The sequence below is a fragment of the Ruegeria sp. AB11 genome, assembly GCF_056536325.1.
In genome coordinates this window covers 3,223,167-3,241,249 of the sequence record NZ_JBQFJO010000001.1, presented here as the reverse complement: position 1 = coordinate 3,241,249, position 18,083 = coordinate 3,223,167, and the positions used below count along the sequence as shown (strand labels likewise).

At 57.8% G+C, this 18,083-nt stretch carries 18 protein-coding genes; 17 read left to right on the top strand and 1 reads right to left on the bottom strand.

Going from position 1 to position 18,083, the window contains the following annotated elements:
• Nucleotides 1-87 precede the first annotated feature (87 nt).
• Nucleotides 88-462, top strand: a complete 375-nt coding sequence (locus ACR3EJ_RS16175) for a glycine zipper family protein (protein ID WP_259462652.1) — start codon at nt 88-90, stop codon at nt 460-462.
• Here ACR3EJ_RS16175 and ACR3EJ_RS16170 read toward each other — a convergent pair.
• Nucleotides 459-1,637: a BaiN/RdsA family NAD(P)/FAD-dependent oxidoreductase gene (locus ACR3EJ_RS16170; protein WP_170543614.1), complete on the bottom strand. Its 1,179-nt coding sequence runs from the start codon at nt 1,635-1,637 to the stop codon at nt 459-461. The genes ACR3EJ_RS16175 and ACR3EJ_RS16170 overlap by 4 nt on opposite strands.
• 241 nt (nt 1,638-1,878) lie before the next feature.
• Here ACR3EJ_RS16170 and ACR3EJ_RS16165 point away from each other — a divergent pair, with 241 nt between their 5' ends.
• From ACR3EJ_RS16165 to recN, 16 genes are all read left to right on the top strand, one after another.
• Nucleotides 1,879-2,925 carry a Hint domain-containing protein gene (locus tag ACR3EJ_RS16165; protein ID WP_170543616.1) on the top strand — a complete coding sequence of 349 codons (1,047 nt, stop codon included), beginning with the start codon at nt 1,879-1,881 and terminating at the stop codon, nt 2,923-2,925.
• Nucleotides 2,926-3,095: 170 nt separating this feature from the next.
• The gene (ftsW, locus tag ACR3EJ_RS16160) at nt 3,096-4,259 is read left to right on the top strand and encodes a putative lipid II flippase FtsW (RefSeq protein WP_170476957.1); all 1,164 of its coding nucleotides are present in this window, start codon (nt 3,096-3,098) and stop codon (nt 4,257-4,259) included.
• Nucleotides 4,259-5,350 (top strand): UDP-N-acetylglucosamine--N-acetylmuramyl-(pentapeptide) pyrophosphoryl-undecaprenol N-acetylglucosamine transferase, encoded by a 1,092-nt coding sequence (locus ACR3EJ_RS16155; RefSeq protein WP_170543618.1) that lies wholly within the window; start codon nt 4,259-4,261, stop codon nt 5,348-5,350. The genes ftsW and ACR3EJ_RS16155 overlap by 1 nt, the downstream gene beginning before the upstream one ends.
• The gene (gene murC / locus ACR3EJ_RS16150) at nt 5,347-6,753 is read left to right on the top strand and encodes a UDP-N-acetylmuramate--L-alanine ligase (RefSeq protein WP_010442586.1); all 1,407 of its coding nucleotides are present in this window, start codon (nt 5,347-5,349) and stop codon (nt 6,751-6,753) included. Before ACR3EJ_RS16155 ends, murC begins: the two co-directional genes overlap by 4 nt.
• 4 nt (nt 6,754-6,757) lie before the next feature.
• Complete coding sequence (locus tag ACR3EJ_RS16145; RefSeq protein ID WP_170543619.1) at nt 6,758-7,006, top strand: DUF2484 family protein; 249 nt, start codon at nt 6,758-6,760, stop codon at nt 7,004-7,006.
• Nucleotides 7,003-7,269, top strand: a complete 267-nt coding sequence (locus tag ACR3EJ_RS16140) for a DUF2484 family protein (protein WP_170476949.1) — start codon at nt 7,003-7,005, stop codon at nt 7,267-7,269. The genes ACR3EJ_RS16145 and ACR3EJ_RS16140 overlap by 4 nt, the downstream gene beginning before the upstream one ends.
• 22 nt (nt 7,270-7,291) lie before the next feature.
• Entirely contained in the window at nt 7,292-7,585 is a 294-nt protein-coding gene (locus ACR3EJ_RS16135) for a hypothetical protein (protein WP_170543621.1), read from the top strand.
• Nucleotides 7,582-8,505: a UDP-N-acetylmuramate dehydrogenase gene (murB, locus tag ACR3EJ_RS16130; protein ID WP_170543623.1), complete on the top strand. Its 924-nt coding sequence runs from the start codon at nt 7,582-7,584 to the stop codon at nt 8,503-8,505. The genes ACR3EJ_RS16135 and murB overlap by 4 nt, the downstream gene beginning before the upstream one ends.
• A gap of 111 nt (nt 8,506-8,616) precedes the next feature.
• Entirely contained in the window at nt 8,617-9,534 is a 918-nt protein-coding gene (locus ACR3EJ_RS16125) for a D-alanine--D-alanine ligase (RefSeq protein ID WP_170543624.1), read from the top strand.
• Nucleotides 9,522-10,526 (top strand): cell division protein FtsQ/DivIB, encoded by a 1,005-nt coding sequence (locus ACR3EJ_RS16120; protein ID WP_170543626.1) that lies wholly within the window; start codon nt 9,522-9,524, stop codon nt 10,524-10,526. Before ACR3EJ_RS16125 ends, ACR3EJ_RS16120 begins: the two co-directional genes overlap by 13 nt.
• Before the next feature lie 8 nt (nt 10,527-10,534).
• Nucleotides 10,535-11,869 (top strand): cell division protein FtsA, encoded by a 1,335-nt coding sequence (gene ftsA / locus ACR3EJ_RS16115; protein WP_010442579.1) that lies wholly within the window; start codon nt 10,535-10,537, stop codon nt 11,867-11,869.
• Entirely contained in the window at nt 11,856-12,275 is a 420-nt protein-coding gene (locus tag ACR3EJ_RS16110) for a hypothetical protein (RefSeq protein ID WP_260025015.1), read from the top strand. The genes ftsA and ACR3EJ_RS16110 overlap by 14 nt, the downstream gene beginning before the upstream one ends.
• A gap of 348 nt (nt 12,276-12,623) precedes the next feature.
• A complete protein-coding gene (gene ftsZ, locus ACR3EJ_RS16105) occupies nt 12,624-14,225 on the top strand; it encodes a cell division protein FtsZ (RefSeq protein ID WP_170543628.1) in 1,602 nt (533 codons plus the stop codon).
• 214 nt (nt 14,226-14,439) lie between these two features.
• Nucleotides 14,440-15,360, top strand: coding sequence for a UDP-3-O-acyl-N-acetylglucosamine deacetylase (lpxC, locus tag ACR3EJ_RS16100; RefSeq protein WP_170476934.1), 921 nt, complete (start codon nt 14,440-14,442; stop codon nt 15,358-15,360).
• 126 nt (nt 15,361-15,486) lie between these two features.
• Nucleotides 15,487-16,347: an outer membrane protein assembly factor BamD gene (locus ACR3EJ_RS16095; RefSeq protein ID WP_170476932.1), complete on the top strand. Its 861-nt coding sequence runs from the start codon at nt 15,487-15,489 to the stop codon at nt 16,345-16,347.
• 35 nt (nt 16,348-16,382) lie between these two features.
• The gene (recN, locus tag ACR3EJ_RS16090; protein WP_170543630.1) at nt 16,383-18,032 is read left to right on the top strand and encodes a DNA repair protein RecN; all 1,650 of its coding nucleotides are present in this window, start codon (nt 16,383-16,385) and stop codon (nt 18,030-18,032) included.
• Nucleotides 18,033-18,083 lie beyond the last annotated feature (51 nt).

Sequence of the window (18,083 nt, the reverse complement as noted above, 5' to 3'; positions counted from 1 at the left end):
CGGTTCGGCGAAGCTGAGCGCCTATCTGCTTGACGCGCAATCTGCATTGGTTTTTGCCTTCAGGAAATTCAACACGAGGTTATGAAAATGCCAAACCGTAAGTTTCTATTGATCGTTCCCGCTCTGCTTGTGGCGGGGGCATGCACCAATACCGGTGCCAACTATCAGCCCGTGATCGATGGTCCTGTAGGCCCGAACTACAATGTCGATCTGCAGCAATGCCAGCAACTGGCGGCCTCACAGGCCAGCGTTGATGGGTCCACTGCTGGCAATGCGGCCATCGGCGCGGTAGGCGCAGCTGCCGTAACGGGCATCGTTCAGGACAGCAGCGACAATCTGGGTCGCGCAGCCGTTGCCGGCGCTCTGGTTGGGGCAGGCGCGGACGTGATCAACAAGAACCAGAACAAGGAAGTGCTGGTGCGCAATTGCATGCGCGGACGAGGCTATAACGTCGTTGGTTAACGGCCTGCGATGGCACTTCCTGCAGCGTGACCCGAAGACCACGCCCATTGGAAGTTGTAACCACCCAGCCAACCGGTGACATCCACCGCTTCACCAATAGCATAGAGGCCGGGGACTTCCCTGGCCTCCATCGTTTTGGACGACAACCCTTGAGTATCGATTCCACCGAGCGTTACCTCGGCCGTGCGATAACCTTCAGTGCCAGCAGGGGTGAGGTGCCAGTCCGACAGAGCCGTGACCAGGTCGGTCAGCGCAGCATCGGATTGATCCGCCAGATTGCCTTGCATCTGGAAATGGTGCTTGAGGTAGTCCACCAGACGCGAAGGTAAATGGCGTGCAAGCTCTGTGGTCAGCGCCTTGCGTCCACCCGCCTGCCGCTGATCCCGCAACAGCTCGAACAGCCCTAGATCCGGGATCAGATTCACCCGAATGACCTCGCCCTCGCGCCAATACGAAGATAGTTGCAGTACAGAAGGGCCGCTCAGCCCGCGATGGGTGAACAGCAGGGCCTCATCGAAACTGGTGCGTTGATTTGACAGCCGCACGGGCAGCGAGACACCGGATAGGTCTTTGAACCGTCCATCTGAAAAGGTAAATGGCACCAGCGCTGCCCGGGTTTCGGTCACCTTTAGCCCGAATTGGCGCGCAATGTCGTAGGCCAACCCTGTTGCACCCATCTTGGGGATCGACTTGCCGCCCGTGGCCAAAACCAGATTGCGGCATGTCAGGGAAATGCGATTGCCTTCTCGCTCGACCTCCAGCGAGAACCCGCTCTCGGTCTTGCGCAGCGAGTGGAAGGTAGTCTGTACCCACAGCTCGGCCCCGACACGTGCCATTTCGTCCAGCAACATTTGGATAATCTGTTTTGACGAACCGTCACAAAACAACTGCCCCAGAGTCTTCTCATGCCAAGCAATTTGGTGACGTTCTACCAGATCGATGAAATCCCATTGTGTGTACCGCGCCAAAGCCGATTTGCTAAAATGGGGGTTCTGCGACAGGAAATTTCCTGGCCCCGTATGCAAATTGGTGAAATTGCACCGCCCACCGCCGGATATACGGATCTTTTCGCCGGGCGCTTTTGCGTGATCGATCACCAGCGCGCGTCCACCGCAATGGGTCGCGCACATCATGCCAGCCGCCCCGGCACCAAGGATGATTGTATCGTAATTCATGTATGGCCATTGGCCTGTTATCCACCAGATGGCAAGGGCCACCGAACCACGCGCGTTAAAGTGGGGCGGATTGAACTTGTTCTACAAGCCTCATGGTCCAGTATTGGAGCAGTGCGCACGCGCCACAGGGGTGAAATATCCCGTGAGCTCAGCTTGACCCATCGTAAACCAAGCTCTAGCAAAAAATGGCACATATACTGGATATGTGCGTGTGTTTTGAAATGTTGTGGAGTTACGCCCGATGCCGACGAATATCTATGGTGCGTTTCGCAGCAACACCACGTTGTCGGACGCAGGCGCTTCAACAACCGTCGTGGGATCAACTTTCCAGATTTTTGCATATGATCAAATCACCATCGAAGATGGTGCCGACGGTACGATTTACAGCGGTGACAGCATTTCCAACGAAGTCTCGAACGATCCGACGCAGACTTACAACGGTGAGATCATATTCTGGGATTTTACGGTTACGGTGACAGATGGCACCAACACCTACCAGATCGGCCTGTTTGACTATGATATCAACGGCGATGGTGACTCGATCGGAGTTGACAGCGAAGACGGATATTTCATGGCATTTATCGGAGGGTCTATTCCGCAGTTAAATACGACGCTGACGATCACGGCGATCGTCGATAATGGACCCAGCATTGATGTAGATACCGTTGTACCATGTTTCACTTTGGGGACTAAGATCGATACCCCGTCTGGCCCGAGACCGGTTGAAACCCTCGAAGCAGGTGATTTTGTTCTGACACTCGACAATGGACCTCAGGCCATCCGTTGGATCGGAAGGCGCACTCTGGACAGTATTGACCTGAATATTAAACCCAAGTTGCGCCCCGTCAGAATTGCCAAGGGTGCGTTGGGCGAAGGTCTGCCCGAACGCACATTACGCGTTTCTCCGCAACATCGGATGCTGCTGCGCTCAGCCATTGCTGAACGCATGTTTTCCAGTCACGAGATCCTGGTTCCAGCGATTAAACTTATGGGCCTGCCGGGGGTTTCGGTGGATCAGGAGGCGCAGAGCGTAACATATGTTCACATCCTCTTTGACAGGCACGAGGTGGTCTTCGCAGAAGGCGCACCATCGGAAAGCCTGTTAACCGGGCCCGAAGCACTAAAAAGCGTTGGGAAAGACGCCCTGGTGGAAATCACCGAGTTGTTTCCCGAAATTGTCGCCAAAGACTACGAGCCTCAGGTGGCGCGCCTCGTGCCGCAACAGGGTCGGAAGATGCAATCTCTGATCCAGCGTCACGTGAAAAACGACAAGCCGTTGTTGTCCTGACAGATGGTCCCAGCGTGCGGCGCTGGCTTTGACAATGATGTCGTCATGTCGGGAAAAGTGTTTTGAAAATCTATTCCGTCATTCCTCTGGTCTGAAAACAAAAATCACTGTAGACTCCCGAACAGATCCCGAAAACGGGACGTTGACGAGGCAGATAGTGGCGGTATCTCATGACTGAGATGGTGTATGGCGCGGTCCAGGACCAGCGCGGAGAACCGATTCTACCGAAGTGGTGGCGGACGATTGACCGCTGGACGATGTCCTGCGTTTTGATACTGTTTGTCATAGGGCTTCTGCTTGGGCTGGCTTCTTCGCCGCCGCTCGCGGGGCGCAACGGATTTGATCCCTTCCACTATGTCGAGCGGCAGGCGCTGTTTGGAGGGCTCGCACTGGTTGCGATGCTTCTGACCTCGATGATGTCACCCACGCTGGTGCGGCGTCTGGCGATCTTGGGCTTTCTTGTCTCGTTCGTCGCGCTGGCATTTCTACCGATCTTTGGCACGGATTTTGGCAAAGGCGCAGTGCGCTGGTATTCGCTGGGCTTTGCCTCGCTGCAACCATCAGAATTTCTCAAGCCCGGATTTGTCGTCGTGGCAGCGTGGCTGTTGGCTGCTTCGCAGGAAATCAATGGCCCTCCGGGGCGGTTATGGTCATTCGCGCTGTGTATGGCCATTGTTGCGATGCTGGTGATGCAACCCGATTTTGGACAGGCCTGCCTGATCCTCTTTGGTTGGGGGGTAATGTATTTCGTGGCGGGCGCTCCGATGTTGCTGTTGGTTGGCATGGCGGGGGCCGTGGTTTTGGGCGGAATGTTTGCCTATTCCAACTCAGAGCACTTTGCGCGCCGTATCGATGGTTTTCTAAATCAGGAACTCGACCCGACCACTCAGCTTGGCTACGCGACGAACGCAATCCGCGAGGGTGGGTTGTTCGGTGTTGGCGTGGGCGAGGGACAGGTGAAATGGTCGCTGCCTGACGCGCATACTGATTTCATCATCGCAGTGGCGGCAGAGGAGTATGGTCTGATCCTCGTTCTGATCATCATCGCACTCTATTCGTTGATCGTCGTGCGTTCGCTGCTGCGACTGATGCGCGAACGCGACATGTTCATTCGCCTGGCCGGTACCGGGCTGGCCTGCATGTTCGGTGTACAGGCGATGATCAACATGGGCGTTGCTGTACGTCTGTTGCCTGCCAAAGGCATGACGTTGCCTTTCGTCAGCTATGGCGGCTCGTCGCTGATCGCAGGCGGCATCGCGGTCGGCATGTTGCTGGCCTTCACCCGAACCCGCCCGCAAGGCGAACTGGGTGATATTTTGCGCGGGCGAGGATGATGCCGTATCTTCTGATCGCAGCAGGTGGCACTGGAGGACACATGTTCCCGGCGCAGGCACTGGCAGAGGCGATGCTGGCCAAAGGCTGGCGCGTGCGCTTGTCCACCGATCCGCGAGGCGCGCGCTATACCGGTGCGTTCCCCGAAGGTGTTGAAATTGTCGAGGCATCCTCGGCAACCTTTGCCCGCGGCGGTCTGGCCGCCAAAGTGCTGGTCGGGCCCAAGATTGCTGCTGGTGTGACCGGTATGGCGGCGCAGATGATGCGCGACAAGCCGGACGTTGTGGTGGGATTTGGAGGCTATCCGTCGATCCCGGCGCTGGGCGCGGCAACGCTGTTGAAAATCCCGCGTATGATCCATGAACAGAACGGCGTTCTGGGTCGCGTGAATAAAGTGTTTGCAACTCGGGTCGCACAGGTGGCCTGCGGTGTCTGGCCCACCGATCTGCCGGACGGGGCCAACGGTATCCACACCGGCAACCCGGTGCGCGGCGCAGTACTGGAACGCGAAGGAGCGCCCTTTATTCCGCCCGGAGATTACCCGATGTCGGTGCTTGTAATGGGCGGCTCGCAAGGCGCGCGTATTCTCAGCGATGTGGTCCCCGGTGCGATTGCGGCGTTGCCCGAAGCCGTACGCGACCATATCCGCGTCTCGCATCAAGCCCGCAACGAGGATAGCGAGCGGGTCAAAGCCTTTTACTCCGATCACGGCATCCGCGCCGATGTGCAGCCATTTTTTGACGATGTGCCGCGTCGCATGTCTGATGCGCAGCTGGTTGTCAGCCGCTCGGGTGCCTCCAGCATCGCCGACATCTCGGTGATTGGCCGTCCGTCGATATTGATCCCGCTTGCTACCGCCGCTGGTGACCACCAAACCGCCAATGCGCGCGGGTTGGTTCAGGCGGGTGGGGCGATCATGATCCCGGAAAACGCCCTTGACGTTCCCGCGCTGACAGAGCAGATGACCACGGTTCTCACCAACCCCGAAGCCGCACAGCAAATGGCCCATGCCGCGCTATCGGTCGGGGCTCCGGACGCAACCGAGCGTCTGGTCGCCCTTGTCGAGCAACTGGCGCAGAAGGAGACCTCATGAATCCAGCAACCAAACTGCCGCAGGACGTTGGACCGATCCATTTCGTGGGTATCGGCGGGATCGGGATGTCAGGCATCGCCGAGGTGCTTTTGAACCTTGGCTACCAGGTACAAGGTTCGGATCTGAAAACCTCGAAGATTACTGACCGACTGGCTGGGCTCGGCGCCGAGATTTTCGAAGGCCAGCGTGCCGAGAACCTGCAGAACGCCGCCGTGGTCGTGGTCTCGACCGCTATCAAACCGGGGAACCCGGAACTGGACGAGGCACGCGCGCAGGGCCTGCCCGTCGTCCGTCGCGCCGATATGCTGGCCGAGCTTATGCGCCTGCGTTCGAACATCGCCATCGCCGGAACCCACGGAAAAACCACCACGACCACGATGATGGCGGAACTGATGGTCGCGGGCGATTTCGATCCCACCGTCATCAATGGCGGCATCATCCACGCCTATGGCTCGAATGCACGGATGGGGCAGGGTGAATGGATGGTGGTTGAAGCGGATGAGAGCGACGGCTCATTCAATCGCCTGCCTGCAACCATCGCCATCGTCACCAATATCGACCCGGAGCATATGGAGCACTGGGGCGATTTCGACCAACTGCGCGATGGGTTTTACGAATTCGTCTCGAACCTGCCGTTCTACGGTCTGGCCGTGTGCTGCACGGATCATGCCGAGGTGCAAGCTCTGGTTGGCCGCATCTCGGACCGTCGTGTGCGCACCTATGGTTTCAACGCACAGGCCGATGTACGGGCCGAGAACCTGACCTATAAAGGTGGCGTTGCCCATTTCGACATCCATTTGCGCTACGAAGACAAGGTGATCGAAGGCTGCACCCTGCCGATGCCCGGCGATCATAACGTATCGAATGCTCTGTCCGCAGTGGCTGTTGCCCGTCATCTGGGGATGAAAGCTTCGGAAATTCGCGACGCGCTGGCCAATTTCGGTGGCGTTAACCGCCGCTTTACCAAGGTCGGAGAGATCAACGGTGTCACCATCATCGACGATTATGGCCACCACCCTGTTGAAATCGCAGCTGTCCTCAAGGCTGCGCGCCAAGCTACCGAGGGCCGCGTCATCGCCGTCCACCAGCCGCACCGCTATTCGCGATTGTCTGATCTGTTTGATGATTTTTGCACCTGCTTCAACGATGCCGATGTGGTCGCCATCGCCGAGGTCTTTGCTGCGGGCGAAGACCCGATCGAAGGGGCCGACCGTGACGCACTGGTCGAAGGGCTGATCCGTCATGGCCACCGCCATGCGCGGGCCATTCTGGATGAAAGTGACCTAGTGCGGCTCGTCCGTGAACAGGCCCGACCGGGGGATATGGTTGTATGCCTCGGTGCCGGGACCATCAGCGCCTGGGCCAATGGATTGCCTGACCAATTGATTGCGAAGGCGAGTTAGGCTCGTGTCGCTTTCGCTCATCATCGCCTGCGCCTGGGTTTTTGCCTCAACCATCGTCGCAATGCTACCGATGCGTCTGCAATTTCCACCGGGTGTTGTGCTGCTGGTTAGCGCACCCGTACTGATTTTTTGGCTTGGACATGATTATGGATGGTTGATTGGGGTATTGGCTTTAGCCGCCTTTGCTTCGATGTTTCGTAATCCGATCCGCTATTACTGGCGTAAATGGACGGACAAAGAGGTATCAGAGTGAATTGGTCGCTTGCGCTTGCCGGTCTTTGGGGAGTTGTTGCCAATATATTGGCAATGCTTCCAAGCAAAGATAATCACTGGAAACGGGCATATTTCTTGATCGCCGTAGGAATTCCAATTCTTGGTTATGTCACCTATGAAAGCGGTCCTTGGATCGGGCTTGTGGTGCTGGCTGCGGGTATGTCGATCTTGCGCTGGCCGGTGATATACCTGACCCGTTGGACAAAGGCGAAATTGCAGGGCATGAAGGCGGTCAACAAGTAACCGACCATATTAGGAGGCCCCCATGGTCGACATTGCCACCTTTGCTTATCTGCCATTGATCTCTCTCATCTTCGGCGCCGTATCTGGTTTTGTTGCCGGACGCTGGATCGGTATCAAAGCGCTGCTTTGGCTGATCGGTTTGACTTCGGCTGTGGCATTGGTGCTGATCGTGATGTTGGCTGGTGTTGAAGCAGGCGAAGAGGAAAATGCATTTGGCCCATTTGTTTGGCTCACAGGTGGTGTCCTACCTTTCCTGTTTGCCGTCATCATGGGGGGCGTCGGCGGACGCAGCCTGTCAGCTAGGACAAATGCATGACCGATCTACCCGTGGTCCGAGGTCGCCTGACCGAGGCGCGTGCGCTCAATGATTTGACTTGGCTTCGCGTTGGTGGACCTGCTGATTATTTGTTTCAGCCCGCTGATATCGAAGACCTGCAGGCCTTTTTGCGCGACCTGCCCGCGGACGTTCCGGTTTTTCCCATGGGTGTCGGATCAAACATAATTGTACGGGATGGCGGCCTGCGGGCCGTGGTGATCCGTTTGGGGCGCGGGTTCAACGGTATCTCAGTCGACGGAAATACCGTTACAGCAGGCGCGGCGGCACTGGATGCGCATGTGGCGCGCAAGGCAGCGGATGCAGGCGTTGACCTGACATTTCTGCGCACGATCCCCGGCTCTATCGGCGGGGCGGTGCGCATGAACGCGGGTTGCTATGGCAGCTACACGGCGGATGTGCTGCAAAAAGCCACCATCGTCACACGGCAGGGCGAATTTGTCGAACTCAGCCCCGATAACCTCAAATTCCGCTACCGTCAATCTGATCTGCCCGAAGGTGCGGTGCTGGTTTCAGCCACCTTCCAAGCCCCCTCGGGCAATCCGTCCGAGTTGCACGCCCGCATGGAAGCGCAGCTTAAGAAGCGCGACGAAACGCAGCCCACCAAGGACAGAAGCGCTGGTTCGACCTTCCGCAACCCGGCTGGGTTTTCTTCGACCGGGCGCGAAGATGATGTGCACGACCTCAAGGCGTGGAAGGTGATCGACAACGCGGGCATGCGCGGCGCCACCAAAGGCGGCGCACAAATGAGCCCCAAGCACTCGAATTTCCTGATCAATACCGGTGACGCGACTGCGGCTGACCTCGAGGGACTGGGCGAAGAGGTCAGAAAAAAGGTTTACGAAACAAGCGGCATCACGCTAGAGTGGGAAATCATGCGGGTCGGTGATCCGCTGAAATAAAATAGCCCCAACCGTCAGACCAAAACAGGCAAATTCAGGCGACGGATCAAAGGCATAAACGCAATACGGACCACTACATAAGGTCCGGGGACATTGAGGCGCACATTGGGTATGTCGAGCAGGACAAACCCCAAAGTGGCGGTATTGATGGGCGGCCCCTCGGCGGAACGCGAGGTGTCTCTCAGCTCTGGGCGCGAATGCGCAGCCGCCCTTGTGGGAGAAGGCTTTGAAGTGGTCGAACTGGACGCGGGTCCCGACCTCTACGCGCGCCTTCTGGAGATCAAGCCAGATGTAGTTTTCAACGCCTTGCATGGCCGCTGGGGCGAGGATGGCTGTGTGCAGGGTCTACTGGAGTGGATGCGCATTCCCTACACGCATTCCGGCGTGCTGGCCTCGGCTTTGGCGATGGACAAACAGCGCAGTAAAGAGGTTTATCAGGCCGAGGGTCTGCCTGTTGTGCCCAGCGTGATCGTGCCCAAGGTCGAAGTGGTCGAAGTCCACGTGATGGAACCACCCTATGTGGCCAAGCCCAACAACGAAGGTTCTAGCGTCGGCATTTATATCGTGCACGAAAATGCCAACGGCCCGCCGCAACTGGACGCGGCGATGCCCGATCAGGTTATGGTTGAGAAATACGTCGCAGGCCGTGAACTGACCGTGACGGTGATGGGCGACCGCGCCTTGACGGTAACCGAAATCATGACCGATGGTGGCTGGTACGACTACGATGCCAAGTACAAACCCGGCGGATCGTGGCACGTGCTGCCCGCCGATATCCCGCAAGATATTTTTGACCGCTGCATGAACTATGCGGTGAAAGCTCACGACGCTTTGGGATGTCGCGGCGTATCTCGTACTGATTACCGATGGGATGACAGCATGGGTGCGGATGGCCTGTTCCTGCTGGAGACCAATACGCAGCCCGGCATGACACCAACTTCGCTAGCGCCAGAGCAGGCCGCGCATCTGGGCATGACGTTCGGCCAGCTTTGCGCCTGGATGGTGGAGGACGCCTCATGCGACCGCTGACCGCCACCCGCACGCCTGTGATCCACCGGACCAAACCGCTGGCGGGGCCAGATGCGGATTTTGGTGCTGCTCAAAAGTCGGAATCCGAAGCTGAACCCAAACTGCGCTTGCGAGACACCCGATTCTTTGGTCGCGGACGCTTGTCTGATCCTGCGCCTTCGCGCCTCAGCTACCGTTTTCAGCGCTGGATGCTCACCCCCGGCATCCGGCGCGGAGTGAAGATTGGTCTACCGATTCTGGCGGTCGTCGGATTGGTCGGAGGCTTCTTTGCCGCTGAAGAACGCCGCGAGGCCGTCAGCGCCTATGTCACCGGCATCAAGACCTCGATTCAGGAACGTCCGGAATTCATGGTCAACCTGATGGCCATCGACGGCGCGGGGACCGCGCTATCGGAAGATATCCGCGAGGTTGTGCCTCTCGATTTCCCGCTCAGTTCCTGGGACCTGGATGTCGAGATGATCCGCGACACCATCACTGGGCTCGATCCGGTGAAATCGGCAACTGTGCGCATTCGCCCCGGCGGTATCTTGCAGGTAGATGTAGTTGAACGTCAGCCGGTCATCGTCTGGCGAACCCGTGACGGGATCGAGTTACTGGATGAAACCGGTGCCCACGTGGATATGATTGCGGCGCGTGCTGATCACGCAAACTTGCCTTTGATTGCCGGGAAAGGCGCGGACAAGCATGTGCCCGAAGCGCTGCAGATTCTGACAACCGCCCGCAGTTTGGGCGAGCGGGTCCGGGGGCTCGTGCGTGTTGGTGAACGCCGCTGGGATCTGGTGTTGGATCGCAACCAGCGCATCATGTTGCCAACCGAGCGACCCGCGCGTGCACTGGAACGCGTGCTGGCCGTAAACGAGGTACAGGACCTTTTGGAACGCGACGTGGCTGCGGTTGATATGCGCCTTGGCCAGCGACCAACCATCCGAATGAACAAAACAGCCAGCGAAGACTGGTGGAACACAAAAGTAGATGTGAGTAACGGGCAGTAACGACCATGATGACCGATCTTTATCAGTCCCAACGGGCCATGCGGCAGATGCGCCGGCAGGCAATGCAACGCGGTGTTGTCGCCATTTTGGATGTGGGCAGCTCCAAAATCGCCTGCCTCGTCCTGCGCTTCGACGGGACGGGGCGGTTGTCCGAGGACAATTCGATTGGCTCCATGGCGGGTCAGACCGGGTTTCGGGTGATTGGTGCCGCGACCACTCGCTCGCGCGGGGTGCAGTTCGGCGAAGTTACCGCGATGCAGGAGACCGAGCGCGCCATCCGCACCGCCCTGCAGGCAGCGCAGAAAATGGCCGATATCCGTGTTGATCACGTCATCGCGTCCTTCTCAGGAGCCAATCCGCGCTCATACGGTCTGGACGCACAGGTCGATCTGGAAGGCCAGCTGGTCACCGAGGCCGAAGTGGGGCGCGTGCTGAACGCCTGTGATGTGCCGGATTATGGCGAAGGACGCGAAGTGTTGCATGCCCAGCCGGTGAATTTCGCACTGGACAACCGTTCGGGTCTGATCGACCCGCGTGGACAGTTAGGTCAAAGCCTTGCAGTGGATATGCACATGCTGACCGTCGATGCGGTTGCGATCCAGAACATCGTCCGCTGTATCAAGCGCTGCGATCTGGAACTGGCAGGGATTGCGAACTCAGCCTACGTTTCGGGCATTTCCGCATTGGTCGAGGACGAACAAGAGCTGGGTGCAGCCTGTATCGACATGGGCGGCGGTACGACCAGCATCTCAATCTTCATGAAAAAACATATGATCTATGCCGATTGCGTGCGCATGGGCGGCGATCACGTGACCAGCGATATCTCCATGGGCCTTGGAGTGCCCGCAGCAGTGGCCGAACGGATCAAGACCTTTAACGGCGGCGTCCATGCCACCGGGGCTGATGATCGTGACCTGATCGATATTGGCGGCGATACCGGTGATTGGGAGCATGACCGTCGCACCGTCAGCCGTGCCGAATTAATCGGCATTATGCGACCACGCGTCGAAGAAATCCTCGAAGAAGTCCGTACCCGCCTGGATGCCGCGGGATTTGATCACCTGCCCAGCCAGCAAATCGTTCTGACTGGCGGTGGCAGCCAGATCATGGGACTCGACGGGTTGGCCAGTCGTATTCTGGGCCAGCGTGTTCGTTTGGGTCGCCCGCTGCGCGTCCATGGTCTGCCGCAATCGGCGACGGGGCCGGGTTTTTCCTCGGCGGTGGGGCTTAGCCTGTTTGCTGCGCATCCACAGGACGAATGGTGGGACTTTGAAATACCGGTCGACACCTACGCTGCGCGCCCGTTCAAACGTGCTGTGCGTTGGTTCCGTGACAATTGGTAAACAACTGCGCCGGGTCGCCCTCGGCGCGGTGTTCTTACCCACCGTCGCAGAGACCCAGACACTGATCACGCCTGAGGCGTTTCTGAACGCTGTTGTCGGTAAAACGATCACCTTTCACGAAATCCGCAGCGGTATGCTGGTCGGAACCGAAGAGTTCCTGAGCCCGACTCTCTCTGTCTGGCGGATGGAGGGGCGGGGATGCGTTTATGGCCAGATCACCACGCCAAACGGCCAGATTTGCTTTCTCTATGATGATGCGCCCGATGGCGTACCTGTTTGCTGGTGGCCCTTCCTTCATGATGACCGGTTAATGGTGCGTCTCGCGCGTTTTGTAGGGAGCGAAACGCAAGAGGTCCGAAGTGTTACAGACGACAGTCTAAACTGTCCAAGTGCTCCTGTAGGCTAAAGAAATCGGTTGCAGCCCGTGCCAGAATCCCGCAAGATATCTGCAAGGCCCGAAAGAGGCCTAGCGGCAGGACGTTGAGCAGTTTTCCGCGGCCATATTGAATGATCAACGAGTTTCGCACCCCCGTAGGGCGGGTGTGGTTTTCCGTACGTAGTGGTACATGAGCCATTCGCCGCAACATATCGCGGTTGCAGCGAAATGCGGCAGTTCATTGCCTTATTTCCTCCATATTTTGTGGAATCTGGCGATTTTTCTGGTGACGTTTCCGAAATGACACAGTAAAATCAATTGTGGATAGGTCGGAATAAACCGCATTTTGCGGCAACATATAAAACAGGCGGACAGAGCATGACATTAAATCTTTCGATGCCCGGGCACGACGAACTCAAGCCTCGGATTACCGTATTTGGCGTTGGCGGCGCTGGGGGCAATGCTGTCGACAATATGATTGAAAAGCAGTTGGACGGCGTTGAATTTGTCGTCGCCAATACAGACGCGCAGGCGTTGCAGCAAAGCCGCTCATCAGCGCGGGTGCAACTGGGTGTCAAAGTCACAGAAGGGCTGGGTGCGGGGGCGCGCCCGACCGTGGGAGCCGCGGCTGCCGAAGAAAGCATCGAACAGATCGTTGACCATCTGGCAGGGGCACATATGTGCTTTATCACTGCTGGTATGGGCGGCGGCACCGGAACTGGTGCGGCCCCGATCATCGCACAGGCTGCGCGGGAACTCGGTGTTCTGACCGTTGGTGTTGTAACCAAACCCTTCCAGTTTGAAGGGGCCAAGCGGATGCGTCAGGCCGAAGACGGCGTTGACGCATTGCAGCAAGTTGTCGACACACTGATCATCATCCCGAACCAGAATCTGTTCCGTCTGGCCAATGAAAAGACCACGTTCACTGAAGCGTTCTCGATGGCGGATGACGTTCTGTATCAGGGCGTCAAGGGCGTGACCGACCTGATGGTGCGTCCGGGTCTGATCAACCTCGACTTTGCCGACGTCCGCGCTGTGATGGATGAGATGGGCAAGGCGATGATGGGTACGGGTGAAGCCACTGGTGAAGACCGCGCCATTCAGGCTGCTGAGAAGGCGATTGCCAACCCGCTGCTGGACGAAATTAGCCTCAAGGGCGCGAAGGGCGTGCTGATCAACATCACTGGTTCGCACGACCTGACTCTGTTCGAATTGGACGAGGCCGCCAACCGCATCCGCGAGGAAGTGGATCCCGAGGCCAATATCATCGTCGGTTCGACCCTCGATACCGAGATGGAAGGTGGCATGCGCGTGTCTGTTGTTGCGACGGGTATCGATGCCAGCGAAAAAACCGACGACGTGCCAGTCGCACGCCGTTCGATGTCGGCTCCGCTGACCCGCACGGTTTCAGCGGAAGAGCAGTCGCAGGAGCCGGTTGCCGGCGCCCCGACAGCAGAAGAGGACAACATTGCTCCGACGCTGTTTGAATCCATCGAAGACGTTGAGTTCAACGAGGGCTGGCAAGACGAACAACCCGCGGCTGAACAGGATGATGACGGACTGCCTCCGCCTGCCTATCGGCCACAAGTGGCACAATTCGAGCCGCAGCCAGAAGTGGAAGAAACCCCCGAGGCTTACGTCGATCAGCGTGCTCCGACCCCCGGCACTCCGTCGCCAGAAGCGATGCAGCGATTGCAGGCAGCCGTACAGAAGGTACCGCATAACCGGCTACGTCCAACGGCTGAAGCCCCTCGTGAACCTGCCCCACAGCCGCAGCAGGCAGCCGAGGATCGTCCGCGTTTTGGATTTAACCGACTGATCGATCGTATGACTGGTCATGCGGCCGATACGCCTGCGCAACCGGTGCGCCAACAGCCTGCAATGCGGTCGGTTGACGCTACGGCACCTGCGCAGGATGAGGTTGATCCAGACCAGGAGCGCATCGAAATTCCGGCCTTCCTGCGGCGTCAAGCGAACTGATCGCGGTAACAAAATCGTTTGAAAGGGTCGCAAACGTGCGGCCCTTTCCTATTGAAACACAAGGCATTAAACCCATGTAAGCAGGGATTTGCCGATGTGTCACAATCATGTTTCATTCGGTTACAAAGAGTGAGTTGAGCCTTGACGCCCCCTTCCTTAGTTGAGGGTGCAACACAGCCCCCGGCAGGCTGGACACAATTCATCGAGGCTCACATTGCAACATACGCTCAAATCTTCAGTCACGTTTACGGGCACTGGGCTGCATAGCGGCAAGCCTGCGACGATGGTTCTGAAGCCTGCGGCAGCAGGTCATGGAATCTGGTTCAAACGGATTGATATCGAGCTGGGCAATGCGATGATTCCCGCAATCTACGATGTTGTCGAACGCACGCCGCTTTGCACCCGTCTCGTAAACGAAGCGGATGTTTCGGTTTCGACGGTTGAGCATATCATGGCGGCACTCGCCGGGTGCGGCATACATAACGCTCTGATCGAGATTGACGGCCCCGAGGTTCCGATCATGGATGGCTCGTCGGTCGAGTTCGTTCGCGGTATCATGGCTAAAGGTGTGCGTCGTCAGGCGAGCCCTGTGCTGGCCTACGAAGTTCTCAAACCGATCACCGTTTCGCGCGAGGGCGCAAGCGCGTCGATCGTTCCTGCCGAAGGGCTTGAGATCGAATTCCACATTGATTTTGAAGATCACGCTATTGGCAGTCAGACCAAAGTTCTCGATATGCGCAATGGATCCTTTGCGAGAGAATTGTGCGACAGCCGCACCTTCTGCCGCCGTACGGATGTTGAGGCGATGCGCGAGAATGGTCTGGCGTTGGGTGGAACGCTGGAAAACGCGGTCGTTGTGCAAGGTGACGAAGTTCTGACACCGGGTGGTTTCCGCCACGCTGATGAGGCCGTGCGTCACAAGATGCTAGATGCCTTGGGTGATCTTTATCTGGCAGGCGGTCCGATCCTGGGTCGCTTTACCGGTGAAAAGTCGGGTCATGCTATGACCAACACGCTGCTGCGCAAGCTGTTCGAGACACCTGGTGCGGTGCGCCCGATCCTATGTACGCCTGAACAAGCCGCACGCTTGCCGGGTCAGGGTCTGGTGCGGAGTGAAATTCCACAAGTCGCGTGACCTGGTCAACTCTGGCGACATTTGCGTCAATAGGGTGGATAAGGCGTTTTGCACTGGAATTTTATGTGCTAGACCGAGGTCCGATCAGGGATAAATCCCGCTAAGTTAACGACAAGGATGGGCGGAATGGTTGGCACCAAAGCGGCAGTCAGATTCGCAGCGGCGATTCTTCTGGCAGCATCTTTGACGGCGTGCGGGGACGGAGGCCTTTTCAGAAAAAAGGGCGCTGACCGCAACCAGAACCTCGAAAGTTTCACGCCAGAACAGATTTATACCCGTGGTGAATATGAGCTGTCTCAGAACCGTTCTGACGACGCGGCGTGGTATTTCTCTGAGGTCGAGCGGCTTTATCCCTATTCCGACTGGGCCAAGCGAGCGCTGATCATGCAGGCGTTTTCCTTTCATTCGGATCAAAACTACGAAGAAAGCCGCGCCGCTGCGCAGAGATACATCGATTTTTATCCAACCGACGAAGATGCGGCGTATGCGCAATATCTTCTGGCGCTCAGCTACTATGATCAGATCGACGAAGTTGGTCGCGATCAGGGCCTGACCTTTCAAGCGCTGCAGGCCCTACGTACGGTGATCGAAGTCTACCCTGATAGCGAATATGCCACCTCAGCGGTTCTCAAATTTGATTTGGCCTTTGACCATTTGGCCGGAAAAGAAATGGAGATCGGGCGCTATTACCTGCGTCAGGACCACTTTACTGCGGCCATCAACCGATTCCGTGTTGTGGTTGAAGACTTCCAAACCACCTCGCACACGGCTGAGGCGCTGTATCGTCTGATCGAGGCTTACTTGGCACTGGGTCTGGTAGATGAGGCGCAATCCGCCGGCGCAATTCTGGGTTACAACTATCAATCCTCTGAATGGTACGATGCAGGTTACACACTGTTGACCTCACGCGGGCTGGATCTGAAGAGCCGAGGCAATAACTGGCTCAGCACGATCTATCGCCAGACCATCAAAGGTGAGTGGTTGTAAACGCGATGGCTAAAGGCGTGGGACGCTAAGACCCGATGCTGCGCGCCCTTGATATCCGCGACATGCTGATCATCGACCGGTTGGAGCTGACGTTCCAGCCGGGCTTGAACGCTTTGACCGGTGAAACCGGGGCAGGCAAGTCGATCCTACTGGACTCTTTGGGTTTTGTGTTGGGTTGGCGCGGGCGGGCTGAACTGGTCCGTCAAGGCGCTGAACAAGGCGAGGTTGTCGCTGAGTTCGAGTTATCTGAAGGCCATCCTGCCCATGCCGTGTTGGCAGACGCCGGTTTGCCTGGGGGCGAGGAATTGATCCTGCGTCGGGTCAATACGGCTGAGGGACGTAAGACTGCTTGGGTCAACGATCGTCGTTGTACGGGTGAGGTGTTGCGGGCTTTGTCAGAAACCCTGATCGAGTTGCATGGCCAACATGATGACCGGGGCTTGCTGAATCCGCGTGGCCATCGCGCAATGCTGGATGCGTATGCAGAGGCAGAGGACAAACTTGCTGCTGTTCGCTCCGCCTGGGGTCAAATGTCCACCGCTCGAAAAGTGTTGGCTCAGACCGAAGCTGCGCTGACCTCCATGCGCGCGGAGGAAGAGTTCTTGCGTCATTCCGTGGCTGAGTTGGACAAGCTAGATCCGCAGCCGGGTGAAGATGCCGACCTCGACGCTCGCCGCCGTATGATGCAGGGGGCCGAGCGCATCCGCGATGACGTAGCCCGCGCTTTTGCGTTGATGGGCGGAGATGGGGCCGAAGGCGCCTTGGCTGACGCAGTGCGCTGGCTGGAAGGTGTCTCGGACCATGCGGAGGGGCAGTTAGAAGAACCCATCGCTGCGCTTGGCCGTGCCCTAATCGAATTGGGTGAGGCGCAGGATGGTGTGAATTCCTGCCTGCAAGCGCTTGAGTTTAACCCCTCGGAGCTGGAGCAGATCGAAGAGCGTCTCTTTGCGATCCGCGCATTGGCCCGAAAACACGATGTGGCACCAGACGAATTGGGTCCCTTCGCTGATATTCTGCGCGACCGTCTAAACCGGTTAGACGCCAGCGATGCAGATATCAGCGATAAGCGCGCTGCCGTTGCCGCTGCACAGGCGACTTATGACAAGGCAGCTGAAGCTCTTAGTTCTTTAAGGCAATCTGCAGCCAGAGCGCTCGACAAAGCGGTCATGGAGGAACTTGCGCCGTTGAAAATGGAACGCGCGGTTTTCCAGACCGAGATTGCGCCTGGCGATCCCGGTCCCGAGGGCATCGATGCAGTAGCCTTTACCGTCGCCACGAATCCCGGGGCGCCCTCAGGGCCACTTAACAAGATCGCTTCGGGCGGGGAACTCAGCCGCTTTCTGCTGGCACTCAAGGTTTGCCTGACCGGCGAGGATAGCGCCCGCACAATGATCTTTGATGAGATCGACCGGGGCGTTGGCGGAGCCACCGCTGATGCGGTCGGGCGGCGTCTGTCGTCGCTGGGACGGGGTGGGCAGGTGCTGGTGGTGACGCATTCGCCGCAGGTCGCTGCCCGCGCAGCACATCATTGGCGGGTGCAGAAGCAGGTGGCAGGGGATCAGACCCTGTCAACCGTGACCCCATTGTCCGATCCTGATCGCATTGATGAGATTGCGCGCATGGTCGCGGGCGACACAATTACGGATGAGGCGCGCGCTGCAGCCCGTGCCCTGCTTGAAGCTTAACGCGCAACGCCTGTAAACAAACCACCGTGAACCGACTTTTCTCTGCGCTCC

Bases quoted from the DNA above. Each gene is read 5' to 3' on its own strand.
- ACR3EJ_RS16175 (WP_259462652.1), top strand. From the start codon at position 88: ATGCCAAACCGTAAGTTTCTATTGATCGTTCCCGCTCTGCTTGTGGCG.
- ACR3EJ_RS16170 (WP_170543614.1), bottom strand. From the start codon at position 1,637: ATGAATTACGATACAATCATCCTTGGTGCCGGGGCGGCTGGCATGATG.
- ACR3EJ_RS16165 (WP_170543616.1), top strand. From the start codon at position 1,879: ATGCCGACGAATATCTATGGTGCGTTTCGCAGCAACACCACGTTGTCG.
- ftsW (WP_170476957.1), top strand. From the start codon at position 3,096: ATGACTGAGATGGTGTATGGCGCGGTCCAGGACCAGCGCGGAGAACCG.
- ACR3EJ_RS16155 (WP_170543618.1), top strand. From the start codon at position 4,259: ATGCCGTATCTTCTGATCGCAGCAGGTGGCACTGGAGGACACATGTTC.
- murC (WP_010442586.1), top strand. From the start codon at position 5,347: ATGAATCCAGCAACCAAACTGCCGCAGGACGTTGGACCGATCCATTTC.
- ACR3EJ_RS16135 (WP_170543621.1), top strand. From the start codon at position 7,292: ATGGTCGACATTGCCACCTTTGCTTATCTGCCATTGATCTCTCTCATC.
- murB (WP_170543623.1), top strand. From the start codon at position 7,582: ATGACCGATCTACCCGTGGTCCGAGGTCGCCTGACCGAGGCGCGTGCG.
- ACR3EJ_RS16125 (WP_170543624.1), top strand. From the start codon at position 8,617: ATGTCGAGCAGGACAAACCCCAAAGTGGCGGTATTGATGGGCGGCCCC.
- ACR3EJ_RS16120 (WP_170543626.1), top strand. From the start codon at position 9,522: ATGCGACCGCTGACCGCCACCCGCACGCCTGTGATCCACCGGACCAAA.
- ftsA (WP_010442579.1), top strand. From the start codon at position 10,535: ATGACCGATCTTTATCAGTCCCAACGGGCCATGCGGCAGATGCGCCGG.
- ftsZ (WP_170543628.1), top strand. From the start codon at position 12,624: ATGACATTAAATCTTTCGATGCCCGGGCACGACGAACTCAAGCCTCGG.
- ACR3EJ_RS16095 (WP_170476932.1), top strand. From the start codon at position 15,487: ATGGTTGGCACCAAAGCGGCAGTCAGATTCGCAGCGGCGATTCTTCTG.
- recN (WP_170543630.1), top strand. From the start codon at position 16,383: ATGCTGCGCGCCCTTGATATCCGCGACATGCTGATCATCGACCGGTTG.